The sequence below is a fragment of the Bradyrhizobium sp. USDA 4532 genome (assembly GCF_024171315.1).
Lineage (GTDB): Bacteria > Pseudomonadota > Alphaproteobacteria > Rhizobiales > Xanthobacteraceae > Bradyrhizobium > Bradyrhizobium australafricanum.
Window position 1 is genome coordinate 5,977,616 of record NZ_JALJZN010000001.1, and the last position, 17,984, is coordinate 5,995,599.

Annotated in this window: 15 protein-coding genes; 7 read left to right on the forward strand and 8 right to left on the reverse strand. The window is 64.9% G+C overall.

Going from position 1 to position 17,984, the window contains the following annotated elements:
• Window positions 1–129: 129 nt before the first annotated feature.
• Together J2R76_RS27530 and J2R76_RS27535 are read left to right on the forward strand one after the other, a co-directional pair.
• Window positions 130–906: a sulfite exporter TauE/SafE family protein gene (locus J2R76_RS27530; protein WP_076833750.1), complete on the forward strand. Its 777-nt coding sequence runs from the start codon at window positions 130–132 to the stop codon at window positions 904–906.
• A gap of 35 nt (window positions 907–941) precedes the next feature.
• Complete coding sequence (locus J2R76_RS27535) at window positions 942–1,886, forward strand: MBL fold metallo-hydrolase (RefSeq protein WP_076833748.1); 945 nt, start codon at window positions 942–944, stop codon at window positions 1,884–1,886.
• Between the two features lie 88 nt (window positions 1,887–1,974).
• On the opposite strand, the gene J2R76_RS27540 is transcribed toward J2R76_RS27535, so the two are convergent.
• Both J2R76_RS27540 and J2R76_RS27545 read right to left on the reverse strand, forming a co-directional pair.
• Window positions 1,975–3,219 carry an IS4 family transposase gene (locus J2R76_RS27540; RefSeq protein ID WP_253626092.1) on the reverse strand — a complete coding sequence of 415 codons (1,245 nt, stop codon included), beginning with the start codon at window positions 3,217–3,219 and terminating at the stop codon, window positions 1,975–1,977.
• 335 nt (window positions 3,220–3,554) lie between these two features.
• Window positions 3,555–4,964, reverse strand: coding sequence for an NAD(P)/FAD-dependent oxidoreductase (locus J2R76_RS27545; RefSeq protein WP_076833746.1), 1,410 nt, complete (start codon window positions 4,962–4,964; stop codon window positions 3,555–3,557).
• A gap of 199 nt (window positions 4,965–5,163) precedes the next feature.
• Between J2R76_RS27545 and J2R76_RS27550 the strand changes: the two genes are divergently transcribed.
• Entirely contained in the window at window positions 5,164–6,045 is an 882-nt protein-coding gene (locus J2R76_RS27550) for a YiiX/YebB-like N1pC/P60 family cysteine hydrolase (protein WP_057020373.1), read from the forward strand.
• A 3-nt stretch (window positions 6,046–6,048) separates the two neighbouring features.
• Here the strand turns inward: J2R76_RS27550 and J2R76_RS27555 are convergent, their stop codons facing one another.
• Window positions 6,049–8,253, reverse strand: coding sequence for a TonB-dependent receptor (locus J2R76_RS27555; RefSeq protein ID WP_244558981.1), 2,205 nt, complete (start codon window positions 8,251–8,253; stop codon window positions 6,049–6,051).
• A 147-nt stretch (window positions 8,254–8,400) separates the two neighbouring features.
• Between J2R76_RS27555 and nikR the strand changes: the two genes are divergently transcribed.
• Window positions 8,401–8,838, forward strand: coding sequence for a nickel-responsive transcriptional regulator NikR (gene nikR / locus J2R76_RS27560; RefSeq protein WP_076833744.1), 438 nt, complete (start codon window positions 8,401–8,403; stop codon window positions 8,836–8,838).
• 110 nt (window positions 8,839–8,948) lie between these two features.
• On the opposite strand, the gene J2R76_RS27565 is transcribed toward nikR, so the two are convergent.
• A complete protein-coding gene (locus tag J2R76_RS27565; RefSeq protein ID WP_076833742.1) occupies window positions 8,949–9,896 on the reverse strand; it encodes a hydroxymethylglutaryl-CoA lyase in 948 nt (315 codons plus the stop codon).
• A 7-nt stretch (window positions 9,897–9,903) separates the two neighbouring features.
• Window positions 9,904–11,073 (reverse strand): CaiB/BaiF CoA-transferase family protein, encoded by a 1,170-nt coding sequence (locus J2R76_RS27570; protein ID WP_253588376.1) that lies wholly within the window; start codon window positions 11,071–11,073, stop codon window positions 9,904–9,906.
• Window positions 11,074–11,243: 170 nt separating this feature from the next.
• Between J2R76_RS27570 and J2R76_RS27575 the strand changes: the two genes are divergently transcribed.
• From J2R76_RS27575 to J2R76_RS27585, 3 genes are all read left to right on the forward strand, one after another.
• Window positions 11,244–12,167 (forward strand): LysR family transcriptional regulator, encoded by a 924-nt coding sequence (locus J2R76_RS27575; protein ID WP_016840003.1) that lies wholly within the window; start codon window positions 11,244–11,246, stop codon window positions 12,165–12,167.
• Between the two features lie 423 nt (window positions 12,168–12,590).
• Complete coding sequence (locus tag J2R76_RS27580) at window positions 12,591–13,907, forward strand: MFS transporter (protein ID WP_253625218.1); 1,317 nt, start codon at window positions 12,591–12,593, stop codon at window positions 13,905–13,907.
• A 104-nt stretch (window positions 13,908–14,011) separates the two neighbouring features.
• The gene (locus tag J2R76_RS27585) at window positions 14,012–14,764 is read left to right on the forward strand and encodes a sulfate transporter family protein (RefSeq protein WP_057020368.1); all 753 of its coding nucleotides are present in this window, start codon (window positions 14,012–14,014) and stop codon (window positions 14,762–14,764) included.
• Here J2R76_RS27585 and J2R76_RS27590 read toward each other — a convergent pair.
• From J2R76_RS27590 to J2R76_RS27600, 3 genes are read right to left on the reverse strand one after another with little or no spacing between them, the layout of a single operon-like run.
• A complete protein-coding gene (locus J2R76_RS27590; protein ID WP_375166538.1) occupies window positions 14,761–16,326 on the reverse strand; it encodes a DHA2 family efflux MFS transporter permease subunit in 1,566 nt (521 codons plus the stop codon). The genes J2R76_RS27585 and J2R76_RS27590 overlap by 4 nt on opposite strands.
• On the reverse strand, window positions 16,323–16,835 hold the full coding sequence (locus J2R76_RS27595; RefSeq protein WP_253625219.1) for an isoprenylcysteine carboxyl methyltransferase family protein: 513 nt from the start codon (window positions 16,833–16,835) through the stop codon (window positions 16,323–16,325). The genes J2R76_RS27590 and J2R76_RS27595 overlap by 4 nt, the downstream gene beginning before the upstream one ends.
• A complete protein-coding gene (locus tag J2R76_RS27600; protein WP_253626094.1) occupies window positions 16,832–17,884 on the reverse strand; it encodes a type III polyketide synthase in 1,053 nt (350 codons plus the stop codon). Before J2R76_RS27600 ends, J2R76_RS27595 begins: the two co-directional genes overlap by 4 nt.
• Between the last annotated feature and the right edge of the window lie 100 nt (window positions 17,885–17,984).

Here is a 17,984-nt window from a genome sequence, read left to right on the forward strand (position 1 = left end):
CGTGCATCCTTCGAGGCTCGCTCTGCTCGCACCTCCAGCGACAAAGGCGAAACCTTTGCGCGGGGATGACGGGTCTGAGTAGGGGCGCTTTGAGTTGCCAGCCAGCTAGTCGAATCTCGTTATCCTTTCATGACCTCCTTCAGCCTGATCCCCTCCGACATCTCGACCAGCATCGCGCTCGCGATTTGCGCGATCGCCTTCGTGTCGGGCACGGCGCGCGGCTTCTCGGGCTTCGGCTCGGCGCTGATCTTCATGCCGCTCGCGAGCAGCGTCGCGGCGCCGCGGCTGGTGGCGGCGCTGCTGCTCGTCATCGACTTCATCGCCGCCACGCCGCTGCTGCCGAACGCCTGGACCCACGCCGACCGCAAGGCGACCGCGGTCATGGTCGCCGGCGCGCTGGTCGGCGTCCCCATCGGCACCTATTTCCTGACCGTGCTCGAGCCTGTCACGACGCGCTGGATCATCTCCTGCTTCGTCGCGGTGCTGCTCGCACTGCTGCTGTCGGGCTGGCGCTATCACGGCAAGGAGCACGTCGCCCTCTCCGTCGGCGTCGGCGGCCTCTCCGGCTTCTGCAGCGGCCTCGCGCAGACCGGCGGCCCGCCGATCGTCGCCTACTGGCTGGGCCGCCCGATCTCGTCGGTGATCTCGCGCGCCAATATCGTGCTGTTCTTCGGTGCCTCGGACTTCTTCTCGCTGGTCAGCTACTGGTTCACCGGCCTGATCACGATCGAATCGGTCAAGTTCTCGCTGATCGTCGGCCCGATCTACGGCATCGGAGTCTGGTTCGGCGCCGCGCTGTTCGGCAAGGCGAGCGAAAATGTGTTTCGCGCGATCTGCTACGCGCTGATCGCGGCTGCCGTCATCGTCGGCCTGCCGGCGCTTGATGGCATCCTGCGCGGCGGCTAGGGTCGCAGCACAAAAAAGAGACCAGGGAGACACCGATGATCGATCGCCGCAACGCATTGAAACTGGCGCTCGGCAGCGCCGCCGTGCTCGCGGCACCGGGCGTGCGCGCGCAAACCGACAAGGCGCGGACCCGCATCGTGTTCCTCGGCACCAAGGGCGGGCCGCGCGTCGGCAACGGCGCTTCGAACCCTGCCAATCTCGTCGTCGTCAACGATACCCCGTTCGTGATCGATTGCGGCATGGGCGTCAGCCGCCAGCTTGTGCGCGCGGGCGTGCCGATCCCGCAGGTCAAGTACATCTTCATCAGCCATCATCATTCCGATCACAATCTGGAATACGGCAATCTGTTCTACAACGCCTGGGCGGCCGGCCTCTCGACGCCGATCCATTCGTTCGGCCCCAAGGGCATCGAGGCGATGACCAAGGAATATTGGGAGCTGAACAAGTTCGACGTCGAGACCCGGATCGAGGACGAAGGCCGCCCGGACCCGCGCAAGCTGCTGATCGCGAAAGACATCAGGGACGACGGTGTGGTGCTGAAGACATCGGACGTCACCGTGACCGCGTTCCGCACGCCGCATCCGCCGATCACGGATAACTTCGCCTACAAGTTCGAGACCCCGGACGGCACCATCGTGTTCTCCAGCGACACCGCCTACAACCCGAAGCTCGCCGAATTTGCCAAGGGCGTCGACGTGCTGGTGCACGAATGTCTCTATGTCCCCGCGGTCGATCGCCTGGTCGCCACGACCAAGAACGGCGCCACGCTGAAGAAGCATCTGCTCGACAGCCACACCTCGACCGAGGACGTCGGCCGCATCGCAGCCGCCGCCGGCGTGAAGACGCTGGTGCTCAGTCACTTCGTCCCCGGCGACGATCGGCAGGTCACCGACGATGACTGGACGAGGGACGTGAAGAAGAACTATTCCGGCCGCATCGTGGTGGCCAAGGATCTAATGGAGCTGAAGCTGCCGGTGTGATCGGACAAATCATGTCGCGAGAATGCGGATTCATGACCACCTGCTGCGCAACATACTCGGTGCCGTCCCTGCGAAAGCACTAGTGCATCTACACGTTTGTCGGGCCATTTGCGAGGATTTGGAAGCGGGCCATTCCGGTGTGGAAGGTGATTGGTCCAGGTGGACGGTGGGAGGCGTAGCCGGTCCATCCGCCGAGTTTTGCGATGATCCATGCCGCCCAAGCAAGAGTGTTGGGGCGATGGTGGTTTTTCTGAAGCTCGGTGCGACCTTTCATGGTTTTGTTGATGGCCCTGAGCGTCTCGATCTCTTCTGCGGTGAAGACAAATTCAGCCGGCAATTCTTCGCCACTGTTGCGGGCCTGAACGAGTTGAATGACGATACATGCCGCTCTGGTGGCGACCGCCACGAGCTTGATCAGGCCTTCGGCGCTCTCGATCTGACTATCCTCGATGCGCAAACCCTGGCTCTTCAGCGAGCGAAAGAGTTGCTCAATGATCCAGCGCTGGCGGTACCAGGAGACGATCTGCCAGGCGTCTTTAACGGTGGCGACCGGATGAGTGGTCAGGAGCAGCCAGCGAATGGGCTCCGCACCTCTCGGCGGATGCAACTCGACCACTTCTACGAAGCTGAGTTTGATGCCCTCCGCCAAGTCGGTGACGCCGGGCCTCTGCGGCCGCTTGAGCACGACGGTTCCGAAGCGCATCGAGAGATGGGCCTGCCGGCCGCGCCGATCCATTCGCTGCGGCAGATCGATCACCGCGTTGTCGCAGAAGCGGCTCCGCTCGACCGCCTGATAAAGTGTGTCGCCATCGACCAGCGCATGGTCGTGCATGGCACGCGACAGAAGATGGACATTCTCAGCTGGCGTCAGCGCCCAGTGAGCAAAGAAATCCCCCTCGCGGTCGTTGACGACGGTGATCATGCGGGCATCTGCCAGGACGTCGCGGCCTTGCTCGGCGGCCGTCACCCAGCGCGCCGACTCCTTGTCGGCCAAGGCGCGCCGCTCATGCGGGATTTTTACCTTGCCTTTGCGCGTCCAAACGTTGCCGCCAGTAAGGCCAAGACAGACCCCGCTGTCGGCATCCACCGCCATCATCGCATGCAACAGCACGCCGCGAGCATTGCCCTTGCCGACTTTGCCCAGCCCGCGCCGCCGTCCCGCCTGGGTCTGGAACTTGACCTCGCTCGTATCCTGGATCGCCAGCACATGACGCCCGCTGACCGCAGTCCGCGTCTGCGTGTTCCAGCCCTCAATCAATTTATCGATCGTGACTTGGGGGTTGTTCACAAACCGCCAGAACGTCATATTGGCAGCCCAATCGCCCCGGGCCATCTGGCGCAAGCAGACGCTGCGCGTGCAAAGCATAGCCCGGAGAAGCGTCGCCCCCTTTTGTCGAGACGAACGTCCCCGAACTCACCCAAAGACAAATCCGGCTGCATCGCTGGCGCTCCTTCGAATCAAAGCGCCAGTGAGAGAATCATACAACATGCTGCAGAGACGCCACTTCTTGCTGCACCGAGTCAATCTGTCGCGCCCCAAAACCGTGTAGACACGCTAGTGCTTTCGCAGGGACGACATCTGTCGTGCGGCAGCACTCGCCACCAAATCAAATCATCGCACACACGACGGTAAGGCCGGCCGCGCTCAACCGTCACCTCACCCGACCGTCAATTCATCGCCCCGGAGCGAGGCGACGTGCGGCGCTTGTGTTTTGCGGCGGGCGCTGCGGGCGCCGGTGTCGCTTCCTTCGCCCCGCCGATCCTGCGCAGCGCGGCGTCGGCGGCGCGCTCGCCGCTGTCCCAGGCGCCGTCGATGGTGCCCCACAGCGTCTCATGGGTGGCCTCGCCCGCGAGATACATCGCGCCGATCGGCTCGGCCAGGATTCGGCGCGAGAATTGTGCGCCGGGTGCAGCAGCCGACATCGCGCCCATAATGAAGGGCTGCGCATTCCAGCGCGTCGCGCTGGTCTTCTTCACGGCGGCGCCGACCTCGCTGCCATAGAGCTTGGTCAGCCATCCCACTGCGAAAGCCGACATCGCCTGCTCGCCCTGCGCCGACAGGTCGCGGCCGAACGAGCCTGCGACGTCGATCGTACACAGCGAGGAGCCTGCAATATTGCCGTAGAGCAGCGCCGTCTTGGTCGAATTGCTCTGCTCGATGATGACGTCATCGCGCGACAGTCCGAGCGGATTGCCGGGGATCTGCAGCGCGATGCGATCGTAGCTGCCGAGGCTGAGCTTGGCGGCGGCATCGAGCGCGCGCTTCGGAAGCTCCGGCGCGAATTTGATATTGCCGCTCGCGAGCACGTTGCTCGACACCGTGACGATGGCGGCGCGCGCGGTGATCTTGCCGGAGGGCGTCTCGACCATGACGTCGCGATTGCTCCACAGGATACGCTGCGCCGGCGTCGACAGCGCCAGCGGCAGTCCTTCGCCGAGCTTTGCGATCAGCGCGCCGAGCCCCTGCCGGCAAGCGATCGCGGTGTTGCGATCCTGCGCGCGCACCTTGTCGACGGCGGAGAGATCCTTCAGATCCTTGCCGCAGAAATTGGGCCCGAGCAGGAATTCCGCGGTGCCGGCCCAATCGCCGAGATCCTTCGGCATCGCAGCGGCGCAGGCGATATCGGCCTTGCGCCCAGCGTCGTCGATGGCGCGATTGGCGCGCACCAGCGCCGCCAAAAACTCCTCGGTCTCGCCGGGGCGGGCATAGCGCCGGCCGATGCGAATCTTCTGCCCCGCAGGCGCCGTGACGATGTCGAGGCCCGCGGAGCGGGCCAGCCGGATCATCGGATTGGTCTCGGGATTGTGCATCCAGCGCGCGCCGCGGTCGAACGGCACGCCGAATGTCGATGCATCGGTCTGGCAGCGACCGCCGACCTGGCCCGCCGCCTCCACCACGATCACCTTGCGGTTGGCGGCAACGATCCGTCGCGCCGCGGCAATGCCTGCGGCCCCTGCGCCGATCACGACGATGTCGGCCTCGCGCGGCGGCGGCGCCGCAAGCACCCGGCCGCCCAGCGCAGGCACCAGCGCGAAGGCTGCGGACGCCGACAGGAAATCGCGGCGGGTCACGGTCATGACATAGCTTCTGGCATGGTTTCCGGGGACTTGCGGAGAACGGGAACGCTTCGCGAACTGTGCCGCATCTCACCGACCGCAGCAACCATCACGGTAAATCAATCATGATTGATCCGCCGATGGCATGAACTAAATTGCAACAGCTTGCGACCATGATTAAGTGAAACACAAGCGGTCATAGAACCGCTGGGGGAAATCCATGGGCGTAATGCTCGATACCGTCGGTAAATGGATCGCGGGGTACCTGCAGAAGGAAGTCCCCGGTTACGAGCCGTTCACGCCGAGCGACCCGGACCATCTGCGGAGCATCATGCAGCCCGGCGACGTGCTGCTGGTCGAAGGCAACAACCGGATTTCCGGCATCATCAAATACCTCACGCAGTCGACCTGGTCGCACGCCGCGCTGTTTGTCGGGCCGATCGACGGCGCGTTCGAGCCTGACGGCGAACAGCATGTGCTGATCGAGGCCAATATCGGCGAAGGCGTGACCTCCGCGCCGCTGTCGAAATATCTCGCCTACCACACCCGCCTCTGCCGTCCGGTCGGACTGTCGTTCGAGGACCGCACCACGGTGTGCCGCTACGCCATCAACCGCATCGGCTTCGGCTACGACACCAAGAACATCGTCGATCTCGCGCGCTATCTGTTTCCGCTGCCGATCCCGCAGCGCTGGCGCCGCCGCATGATCGCGTTCGGCTCCGGCGATCCGACCAAGATCATCTGCTCGGCGCTGATCGCGCAGGCGTTCGACGCCGTGCGCTATCCGATCCTGCCCAAGATCACGCGCGCCGCCAGCCGCAAGGCGCGCCGCGAGATCCTGCATATCCGCGATTCTTCGCTCTACATGCCTCGCGATTTCGACATCTCGCCCTATTTCGAAGTCGTCAAACCCACCATCGTGCACGGTTTCGACTATACGGCCCTGCACTGGGCCGACAAGCAGAAGCCGCTCCAGGAGGTGGCGGGCGAATTCGGTGTGTTTCCAGAACGTAAGTCGCCGCCGCTTGTTCCTGAAGCGACTGACGAAGAGACGGCGCTTCCGGCTGCGGAAATGACCGCGGAAGGTCGCGCGCCGGTGTGACGATCAGAACGTTGCCGCAAGCGTCAGCCGAACGGCAAGCGGCTCGGCAGGATGCACATGGCGGTCGGCGACGCCATCGATCGGCTCGCCCGGCAGCCGCGACAGATAGTAGTATTCGATCTGGTTGGTTTGCGCGTTGAAGAGATTGAGGACGTCGAGCTGCAGCCGCATCCCGTTGTCGAATTTGTAGCCGGCGCGGGCGTTGACGATGAATGACGACAGCGAGCGCACGCTGTCATCCTCGATCAGCGGGCGCGGGCCGAAATAGCGGGCGCGCAGGCTGCCGAACCAGCCGGTCTCGCGGCCGAAGGTGACGCCGCCGCTGGCGACCCAGGCCGGCGCACCCGGAATGAAATTGCCGGCCGGATCGACATCCGTGAAGCGGGCGCGGGTATAGGCGAGGTCGAAATCGAGGCTCACCCACGGCAAGAGCTTGTACTGGTTGGTCCACTCGACGCCGACGCGCCGGCTCGGCCGGCTCGGCTCGGTGGTGCCGGCATCGCCGACGAACAGCAGCTCGGAATCGAAATCGAGCACGAACACGGCGAGCGACGAGGTGAGGCCGTCGATCGCCCTGGTGCGGATGCCGAGTTCGGCGCCCTTCGAGCGCACCAGCAGCGGCACGCGCTCGAGCGGCGTCACCTTGTCATTGGGATCGACGGTGATGGTCGCGCCCCTGATGTCGTTGGAATGCAAGCCGAAGCCGGCATTGCCGTAGAACTCGGTCCTGGACCAGGGGCCGAGCACGATGCCGGCCTTCGGGCTCGTCATCGCCGCCTGGGCGTTGCCGGAATTCTGCGGCGTGTCGCTCAGCACATGGCCGGCAAAATAATCCTCGCGGATGCCGACCGTGGTGCGCAGCCAGTCGGTCCAGCGCGCGGTGGTATCGGCCCACAGCGCGACGCTACCCTCCTGCACCTGGTCGTTGCGCACGCTGGACAGGATCTCGCGCTGCACGGTCTTGAACAGACCGACATTGATGTCGTCGTAGCGGGTCTGCACGCCGACCCGGGTCTGCGTATCGACGCCGGCGAAACGAAGGTCGAAAGCATGGCTGGCGTCGAGGCCATAGACGGTGCGCCTGTCGGTCTGGCTGAACTGGTCACCGTTGACGGGGTCGTCGAGGAAATAGGTGAAGTTGTTGTCAAGCTGCAGCGACGAGCGGATCACATAGGCGTTGAGCTTGCTCTGCCCGTAGTCGCTGGACTGCGCCCAGTTGCCGGACAGGCTGAAGCGGCTGGCGGTGCCGCCATCGGTCGGATCGAGCGTGCCATAACGGCCGATCAGGCCCTGGTCGATCGCACGTTGCGCGACCTGGTCGGTCGAATTCCAGCCATTGGAATAGGCCATCGCGGTCAGCGAGAAGCCGTCGGTCGCGGTACCCTGGCTATAGCGCAGTACGCCGTTGAGCTTGCGAATGTCGTCGGGCACGTCCCACGGGCCATTGTATTTGTTGGCCTCGAAGGCTGCGAGCAGCGTGCCATCGCCGGCCTTGGCCGAGCTGGCTGTCATCGCGCGCAGATAGCCGAAGCTGCCAACCGTCAGCTCGGCGATGTTCTTCGGCAGTGCGTTCAGATAATTGATGTCGACCGCGCCGGCGGAAGCGAAGTCGCCCTTGTCCGCGTAGTATGGACCCTTGCGGACATCCATCGACCGGATCAGCTCCGGGATCAGGAAATTGATGTCGGCATAGCCCTGGCCATGACCATGGGTCGGCATGTTGACCGGCATGCCGTCGACGGTGATGGCGAGGTCAGTGCCGTGATCGAGATTGAAGCCGCGCAGAAAATATTGATTGGCTTTGCCCTCGCCGGAATGCTGAGTGACGATCAGACCCGGCACCACCTCCAGAACTTCGCCGACGCGCGAGATCGGCCGCGCATTCACCTCGTCGCCGCTAATCTGCCGCGCGCTGGCGGCGGTCGGTTGCAGATCGGACGCGGACACGGTCGCCGAGCCGCCGGTGATTCCGTCGCTCGCAGCGGTGGGTTGACTTGGTTGGAGCGCGGCAGGCTTGCGGCCGCCGCTGGCGACATGGCGCGGACGCCGGGACGGTCTGGCGTGCCTGGGTGGCGCCTGGTCCGGCGACGTTACCGTCACCGGCGGCAACTGGCCGGGCACGGTGGCGACCGCCTGCGCTTCGGCGGCCGGCGCAAATGCTGCAATGGACGCGGCGGCGGGAAATATCCGCCATGCAGTACGACGCAACGCCCATGCCCCCGCATGATACCTGTTACAGTCACGCGACGACCGCACCAGTCCAACCAACCTCGGCAAAGCGACGCTAGCAAGCACAGTATGACGTTACAAGAAAAATGTCATACCGCCAGGCAATCGAGCCACCACGGATAATCCATGCAACGCATCACCATCACCATCGAGGATGACCTGCTCGCGGAGATCGACGCCGCCGCCGAGGCGCGCGGCTATCAGAACCGCTCCGAGATCATCCGCGATCTCGCACGCGCCGGCTTGCAGCAGAGCGCGGAAGAGGCGCCGTCAGGGCAATGCGTCGCGGCGCTGGTCTATGTCTACGACCACGCCGCGCGCGATTTGTCGAAGCGGCTGGTGCAGAATTTCCACGGCCATCACGACCTGTCGCTGGCGACGCTGCATGTGCATCTCGACGACGACAGCTGCATGGAGGTGACGGCGCTGAAGGGTGCCAGCAGCGAGGTCCGCCATCTCGCCGATCACGTCATCGCCGAACGCGGCGTGCGTTACGGCCGCGTGGTGATGATCCCGACCGCCCCGGACAAGAAGCCGCGCAAGCGGGGGCACGGGCACGATTGAGAGCGTGTCGTCTCGTAGCCCGGATGGAGCGCAGCGAAATCCGGGAAGCTCCGTCTGCGGGCGAGGCCCCGGATTTCGCTTCGCTCCATCCGGGCTACGCAATGAATACGCTACGCCGCCCTCGCCTTGGTGCCGCGCGGCAGGCCGGCGCGGGCGAGACCGCCATAGAGCGCCTCGTTCGGCATCTCCGATTTCAGGATCGCGCGCACCTCGACCAGGCGATCGAGATCGATGCCGGTCGGAAATCCCTTGCTCTCGCAGAGAAAGACGAGGTCCTCGAACACGACATTGCCGGTGGCGCCCGGCGCGAACGGGCAGCCGCCGAGGCCGCCGAGCGAGCCGTCGAGCACGCGGGCGCCCTCATCGAGCGCGGCGGAAGCATTCGCGATGCCCATGCCGCGGGTGTCGTGCAGATGCACGCAGACCGGCTTCGATCCCGCGATCTTCACCGCGCCCCGCGTCAGCTCGCCGACCTGCTTCGGCCCGGCATAACCCACCGTGTCCGCAATCGCGACCATGTCGACGCCGACCTCGTAGAGCTTCTCGGTGAGGCGCAGCACCTCGTTCGGATCGACGGGACCGACGATCGAGCAGCCCAGTGCCATCGAGATCGCGGCATTGACCAGCGGCTTGTGCGCGCTGGCATCGCGCAGCTCGCAAAGCCGCTTGATGTTCCCGATCGCGGATTCGCGCGAGCGGTTGGCGTTGGCCTGGCTGTGCTCCTCGGTCGCCGATACCACCGAGGCGATCTCGGCAACGCCGGTGGCCAGCGCCTCGTTGACGCCGCGCTCGTTCAGCGCCAGCGCGACGCCGTGCGCCCCGGGCAGCGCGGCGATGGAGGCGACCACGTCGCGGACATCGACGAATTGCGGGAAGGTCTTGGCCGGCAGGAACGAGCCAACCTCGAAATGCCGTACGCCGGCGGCGTATTCATCGCGCACCCAGCGCTGTTTCGCCGCGGTCGACGGGAACGTCTTCACGAGTTGCAGCCCGTCGCGCAGGCCGACCTCTCGCAGGCTCACCTTGTCGCTCGGATAGATATCGTGGACACGGGTCATGTCAGCCTCATGCAGCGTTTCCGGTTGATGAAATCGTCTGTTGTGTGAGCTCGGCGCGCACCGCTTCGGTATCGGCGCCGAGCACCGGCACCTTCAGACCTTCGCCGATATTGCGGCCGTTCCATTCGAGCGGCAGCGCGGGGACGCGGAACGGCTTGCCGTCGGCGTTCACGTTGTTGACCAGCCCGCCGGGACGCAGCACATGCGGATCCCCGAGCAGATCCTCCGGCCGGTTGATCGGCGAGAAGCAGATGTTAAGCGCGTCGAGCCTCGCCGAGAGGTCCGCCACGTTCCAATCCTTGATCACCGCGGCAACGCGCGGAATGATCCGGTCGCGCGCCATGATGCGGTCCGTGGTCGAGCGCAGCGTCGGATCGTCGGCGAATTCCGTGAGGCCGAACTCGCGGCAGAAGCTCTGCCAATGACCTTCGGTGACGACGCCGATGAAGATGCGATCGCCGCCGGCGGTATCGAAGATGTCGTAGATCGGCCAGGCATGCTCGCGTTCCGGCATCGAGCGCGGCTTGCGTCCGGTCATCTCGTACTCGACCATGTGCTGGGCGACCAGGAACAGGCAGTTCTCGAACAGGCCGATGCGGATGTCAGCGCCGCTCCTGTCGCCGCCACGCTTCTGATAGAGCGCGGCGAGGATCGAGATCACCCCGAACATGCCGCCCATGATGTCGTTGGCGGAGGAGCCGACGCGCTGCGGCTTGTCGCGCGTGCCGGTCATCGCCGCGAGCCCCGACATCATCTGCACGACCTCGTCGAGCGCCGGCCGATGATCATAGGGACCGGACAGAAAGCCCTTGTGGCCGGCGATGATCAGCTGCGGATATTTTTGGCGAAGCTCCTCGGCGCCGAGCCCCTGCTTGTCGAGCTGGCCGTCGCGAAAATTCTCCAGGAACACGTCGGCGCTGGCAAGCAGCCGGTGCATCGTGTCGCGGTCCTCGGGCTTGGCGAAGTCGAGCACCACGCTGCGCTTGCCGCGGTTGAACAGCGGGAAGAACGACACTCCCATGCCGCCGAGCGAACGGGTCTTGTCGCCAGCGGGCGGTTCGACCTTGATCACCTCGGCGCCGAGTTGCGCCAGGATCATGCCGCAGGTCGGCCCCATCACCATGTGGGTCATCTCGACGACCCTCACGCCTTCCAGCGGCAGTCCGTTCCCGGTCATCGGTTTCTCCGTGCTCGTTGCGCTCTTGTTCTGACGCGTTTCTTCACGCGAACCGGTATCCGCTTCGCTCGAAAACGCTTTGTGATCGGCGCAGGTTAGGCTTCCGCACGCTATCTGAAAAATATAATCTGTCGAATAGAGTATTCGTGGTTCTAGAACGCTGAACCCTCATGGATTCGCGCCAGCTTCGCTATTTCATCGCGGTTTACGAGCAGCGCAACCTGTCGCGGGCGGCGGATCAGGCCAACGTCGCGCAATCCGCGCTCAGCCACCACATCGCTAATCTGGAAGCTGAATTCGCCACGCCGCTGTTCGAGCGCAAGCCACGCGGCATGGAACCGACCGCGGCGGGCGAGCGGCTCTATGAACATGCCCGCATCATCCTGCGCGCGATGGCGGCGGCCGAGCGCGAGATCAAGGAAGGCGCCAGCGTGATCGCCGGCGATATCTCGATCGGCATGGCCAATTCCGGGATGAAGGCGATCGGCGTGCCGCTGATGCGCACCGTGCTGACGAAATATCCGAACCTGAAGCTGTCGCTGACCGAGAGTCTCTCCGGCGCGACGCTGCTGCATCTGCTGAGTTCCGAGGTCGACCTCGCGCTGGTCTACAATCCGCCGTCGGAAAAGGACCTCATCGCCGAGCCGGTGCTGGAGGAACAGATGTTCTGCGTCGGCACCGAGAAGCTGATCGGGAAGAAAACGCCAATCACCTTCGAGGAGGTGACGCGGCTGCCCCTGATCCTGTTGCGGTACGGACTATCGGCGCGCGCGCTGCTGGATGATCCCGTGCTGCTGAAGCGGCTCGAGGCCAATGCGATCATGCATCTCAACTCGACCAGCGGCATGATCGGCGCGCTGACCGCGGGCTTGGGCTGCACGATCGCGACGACGCATTTCGTCAGCGAGCCATTGAAGGCACGATCGCTGGTCGCGCGCGAAGTCATCGAACCAAAACTGACCCGCACGCTCTATCTTTGCCGCTTGCGCAACCGCCCAATGACTTACGTCATGGAGGAGATGTGCCGCCTGATCCGCGCCCTGATCGCAGACCAGGTGGGCCGCGGCGCCTGGGAGGCGACGCTGCTGATCTGAATGTATGACCCAGTGGTTGCACAGGTTCAGTGTCGTCCCTGCGAAAGCAGTGACCCATAACCACCGAACCGCAAAGTTGCGCACCAGTGGGACGACGAGTCCCTTTCACGACACCCGCCGCGGAGTATGGGTTCCTGCTTTCGCAGGGGCGACAGTTGAACAAGCCGTTTGAAAGGTGAATCAATGCAACCCTCCCCCCTGAGTTCGAAAATATCGAACGATTCCTTCGATATGTTCGTCTGGATTTCTGGCTCCCGGCTGCCAAACATGCGCGACCGGCACGCCTTCGCAAGAAGGGCGGCCGTTGCACCATTCGGGGAGGACCATCATGAGCGCCGTCGAACTCGGCTCGGTCGCCGATCTCGCCACCACGACAAGCGGACCCGACCAGATTTCGCGACGGCTCGAGGCGCTGCCACCTCCTTGTATGTCTGGCGGCTGGTGATCCTGCTCTCGCTCGGCGGCTGCTTCGAAATCTACGACCTGTTCTTCACTGGCTATATCGCGCCGGGCCTTGCCCGCAGCGGATTGATGACCACGACGACGCAGGCGTTCTTCGGCTTCTCCGGGATCGGCGCCTTCGTCGCGGCGACCTTCGCCGGCCTGTTCGTCGGCACGTTCTGCCTCGGCTTCCTCGCCGATCGCTTCGGGCGCAAGGCGGTCTTCACCTGGTCGCTGCTGTTCTACAGCGCCGCATCCGTGATCATGGCGTGCCAGACCACACCCGGCGGCCTGCTGCTGTGGCGCTTCATCGCCGGGATCGGGATCGGCATCGAGGTCATCACCATCGACGCCTACATCACCGAGTTGGTGCCGAGCTGGATGCGCGGCCGGGCGTTTGCGATCAACCAGGCGGTCATGCTGTCGGCGGTGCCGATCGTCGCGGCACTCGCGTGGTGGCTGGTGCCGCTCTCGCCGCACGGCATCGACGGCTGGCGCTGGGTCGTGCTGATCGGCGCCGCCGCCAGCATGATCATCTGGGTGCTGCGGCTCTACGTTCCGGAAAGCCCGCTCTGGCTGGCCCGCCATGGCCGCGCTGCCGAGGCCGAGACAATCATGCGGACGCTCGAAGCCGCATCGCCGACGGCGGCGCCGCGCCCGACCGCGACGGCAGCGATGGCGCCGGCAGGTGCGCCGGCCGAGACCGGCTATGCCGACCTGTTCAGGCCGCCCTACGCCTCGCTCGTCGTGCTGTTCATGATCTTCAATCTCTGCCAGGCATTCGGCGTCTACGGCTTCTCCAACTGGGTTCCGGCGCTCTTGGTGCAGAAGGGCATCAACGTCACCAAGAGCCTGCAATATTCCTTCATCATCGCCTTCGCCTATCCGCTCGCGCCGCTCTTGGCCGCAACCTTCGCCGACCGCTTCGAGCGCAAATGGATCATCTGCGGCGCGGCCACCGCGATCTCGGTGTTCGGTCTCGCCTTCTCGCAGCTCACCGAGCCGGTGCTGCTGATCGCCAGCGGCGTGCTGGTGACGGGGGCCAACATGACGCTGTCCTACGCCTATCACGCCTACCAGACCGAGGTGTTCCCGACCGCGATCCGGGCGCGCGCCGCGGGCCTCGTCTATTCGATGAGCCGGCTCAGCGCGACCTTCTCCGGCTTCATCGTGGCGTTCATGCTGAAGGAGGCCGGCGTCGGCGGCGTGTTCGGCCTGATCACCGCGGCGATGGTCATCGTGATCATTGCCATCGGTGTCTGGGGACCGAACGTCCGCGGCAGGCCGCTCGACGCCTAGAGCATTTCGCTCGAAAACGCTCTCGCCGCGGCACAAACGGCACTTGCCGAAGCCATATTGGGTGTCTACCTCTCGCGGGTCATTTGTGCAGAGGTAACCCAGTCATGTTAGCCGCCGCCGTCAAGGCGCTTTCGCAAATCCTGTCGCCGCCGATGCGCTCGATCCTGTGGCGCTCGATCGGGCTTGCGCTGGTGCTGATCACCGTGCTGGCGATCGGATTGCAGCGGCTGCTGAGCTGGTTTGCCGACTATGGAGAGGTCTGGGCCGAAGGCATGCTCGGCCCCAATTTCCATTCCACGCTGCACGTGCTGTCCTGGATCGTCTCGATCTCGGCGGGCCTTGGCGTCGTGCTCGGCGGCATCTTCCTGATGCCGGCGATCACCTCGCTGGTGGCGAGCCTGTTTGTCGACGACGTCGCCGACCATGTCGAGCGCGAGCATTATCCGGCCGACCATCCCGGCGTGGCGCTGCCGGTGACGCTCGCGACGATCGAGGGCGTCAAGACCGCGCTGCTGACGATCCTGGTCTATCTGGTCGCGCTGCCGTTCGTGCTGTTCGCGGGCGCGGGCTTCATCATCTTCTTCCTCGCGACCGCCTGGCTGCTCGGCCGCGAGTATTTCGAGCTTGCGGCGATGCGGTTCCGCTCGCCTGATGACGCCAAGGCGATGCGCAAGGAGAACGCGGCGACGGTCTTTACCGCGGGCCTGTTCATCGCTGCCTTCGTCTCGATCCCGATCGTCAATCTGGCGACGCCGCTGTTCGGCATGGCCTTCATGGTGCACATGTACAAGCGGCTGTCGGGCCCGCGGCGCGAGTTGATCGAACCGGCGCGGCGAACCAACGTGTCCTCGGTCTAGGTGGTATCCGGAAGCTCGGGCAGCGATGCCGGCACCCGATCGCTTGCGAAGGGCACGAGCAGCAGTCCGACGATCGCCACGCAGGCGAGCATCGCCCATGCTTCGTTCACGGTGAGTGCGAGCGACGCCCGTTCGACCAACGGCCGGATGAATGCCACCGTGGCGTCGTCCGGCAGACCCGGCGGCCGGTCGATCAGCAACTTCGGATCGAGCCCGATCGCCTGCGCCGCAGTGACATCCCCCGCCAGCAGGCGCAGGCGGAAATCCTCGCCATAGATCGGGCTTCGCCCATAGAGGATGGTATCGATCAGGGCGATCCCGATCGCGCCGCCCAGATTGCGCATCAGATTGAACAGTCCGCTGGCGTCGGCAATGTCCGCCTCCGGCAGGGCGCCCAGCGCAATGCGCGTCGGCGGTAGCAGGCAGAACATGATCGCGACGCCACGCACGACCTGCGGCCAGAACATCTCGCCAAAATCCGCCGTGCGCGGCTGAATGGCGCTCCAGCCGAGGCCGAGCGCGAACAAGGCGAAGCCCGCGCCGGTCAGCCGCCGCGCGCCGACGCGGCTTTCGAGGATCGCCGCAAGCGGCGCGGCGGCGAGCTGCGCAACCCCCGTGACCAGCATGATCGTGCCGATCTCGAAGGCGTCATGGCGGCGGACGAAACCGAGGAATACCGGCATCAGATAGGTCGATCCATACAGGCCAATGCCGAGGCAAAAGCTCAGTGCGCAACCGATCGCGAACGGACGCCGCTTGAAAAGCGTCAATTGCGCGATCGGATCCACCGCGCGGAGCGTGCGCCGGATCAGCAATGCCATCCCGGCAATGCTTCCGATCAGCAGGCCGAGACCAGGCATCGACGCCCAACCGCGTTGCGGCGCTTCCTTCAGACCAATCATGAAGCTTGCGAGCGTCGCTGCGAGCAGGACAAGCGACCATTTATCCAGTCTGGAGAACGCCCGAAGCTGCACGCCTTCCCTCGGAAGCAGCAACGGCGTGACCGAGGCCGCCGCCGTTCCCGGAACCAGATTGATCAGGAACAGCCATGGCCACGACCAGGTCTGCGTGATCCAGCCGCCGACGACGGGTCCGACGGTCGGCGCGAGCACCGCGACGACGCCGCCGATCGTGGTGGCCACCGGATGAAGCCGCGCCGGGAACAGCGTGAACACGGCGGAGAACACTGCGGGGATCAGCACGCCGCCGGAAAATCCCTGCAGCACGCGAAACGCCAGCAGCGCGGCAAAGCCGCCGCTGAGGGCGCAGCCGACCGAGGCGGCAGTGAACAGGCTCACCGCAAGCGCGAACAGCCATCGCAACGACAGCGCATGCGTGAAGAGGCCGGTCAGCGGGATCGCGATCACCTCCGCGATCAGATAGGCGGTCTGGATCCAGCTCATCGCCGCCGGCGAGATCGCTAGCGCGCGCTGGATCGTCGGCAACGAGGTTGCGACGACCTGGATGTCGAGAATCGCCATGAACATGCCGAAGCACATCAGGAGAAAGCCGGTCCAGGTCGCAGCCGATGGGCCGTCGGTTCGGTGATCCGCCTTGCTCATGGCGTGCTTGTGCGCGGCCAATCGGAGACGGAGAGCGCGCGGTTCTCGATCCGAATCCGGACCGCAAGCACCGCGAGATTGAGGAGGGTAAAGATCAGCGCCAATCGCGGCAGGTGGAGCGCGAGGGGAAGAAGTGCGATTTCACCGACCACGACGGCGTAGTTTGGATGCGGGAAATATCGGTACGGCCCGGATGCGACCAGCGGCGCGCCCGGCAGCACGACGATTCGCGTGGTCCATCGCGGCCCCAGCGCGACGAGGATCCATATCCGCAAGCCTTGCAGCACCAGGAAACCCGCCAGCGCGGCCAGATTGACGTCCTGGTCGCGGCCCCAGATCCACAGCGCGGTCAGCCAGCCGGCGTGAACCAGGACAATGAGCGGGTAGTGATTGGCGCCGACCTCGACCGCGCCTCGTGCGAGAAGCCGCTCGGTGTTGCGACGTGACAGCACGAGCTCGCCGAGACGCTGCAGCGTGACCAGCAAGAGGATGACCGACGCGAAGCTCACGCCGCGTGCCTGAGCGCAACGCAGCTGAGCGTGAAGCCCGGCCCGAGCGCCGTGAGCAGCGAGCGCGGCGGCAATCCCTTGGCGCCGGCTCGTTCGAGAACAAAGAGAACCGTCGGGCCCGACATGTTGCCGCAAGCCGCGATGACGTCGCGTTCGTGATCGAGCGTGCCCTGATCGAGCGCGAGTGCCCGCTCCAGCGCGGCGATGACCTTGGCGCCGCCGGGATGGCAGAGGAAGCGGTCGATGTCATCGGCGGTCAGCTGCATCCGCGCCAGGATTTCGGCGACGGCTGGTCCAACATGGTCGCGGACGAAATCCGGAATGGTTCGCTGAAAGACCACGCCGAATCCTTCCGGATCGACCGTCCAGCCCATGATGTCGAGCGTATCCGGCCACAGCTTTTCGCCCATCGCCTCGATCCGCGTCGCGCCACCGTCGCCGGCACGCAGCACGATCGCGGCCGCGCCATCGCCGAACAGGCTGGCCGCAACGATATTTGCCTTGGTGAGCTCGTCGTGCCGGACCGCGAGCGTGCAGAGTTCGAGCGCAACCAGCAGCACGTTCGCTCCCGGCCGCGCTTCGGCCAGCCGCGCCGCGATCGACAGGCCCGACACGCCGCCCGCGCAGCCCAGGCCGAACACCGGCACGCGCGACACATCCGTCCGCAGACCGAGCTTGCCGGCGACGCGCGCCTCCAGCGTCGGCGTGGCTATACCCGTCGAGCACACCGTGACCACGACATCGATGTCCCCGCCGGTCAGGTCGGCGCGCGCAATCGCCTTGCGGGCCACGTCGACGTACAGCGTCTCCGCGCCCTCCAGGAACGCCAGCGTTCGCTCCGGCCAGCCGCGCCGTTCGAGATACCATTCGATCGGCTTGACGCCGTAGCGATGCTGGATGCCGGTGTTGGCGAACAGGCTGGAGAGCGTCTCGAATTCGGCATAGCGATCGGCGAGGAGATTGCGCGCGGCCTGCAGGACCTGTCCCTGATGGAATAGATGCGGTGGAACCGCCGTCGCCAGGGAAACAAGCGCGGCCGTCTGCTTTATCTCGATCATCATGGCTCCATTTCCCCCGCTCTTGGAACCGCGCGATGAGCAAAATATTTCAACACGCCTGCGACATCGCGCGAGCGCCGCATTCACTATA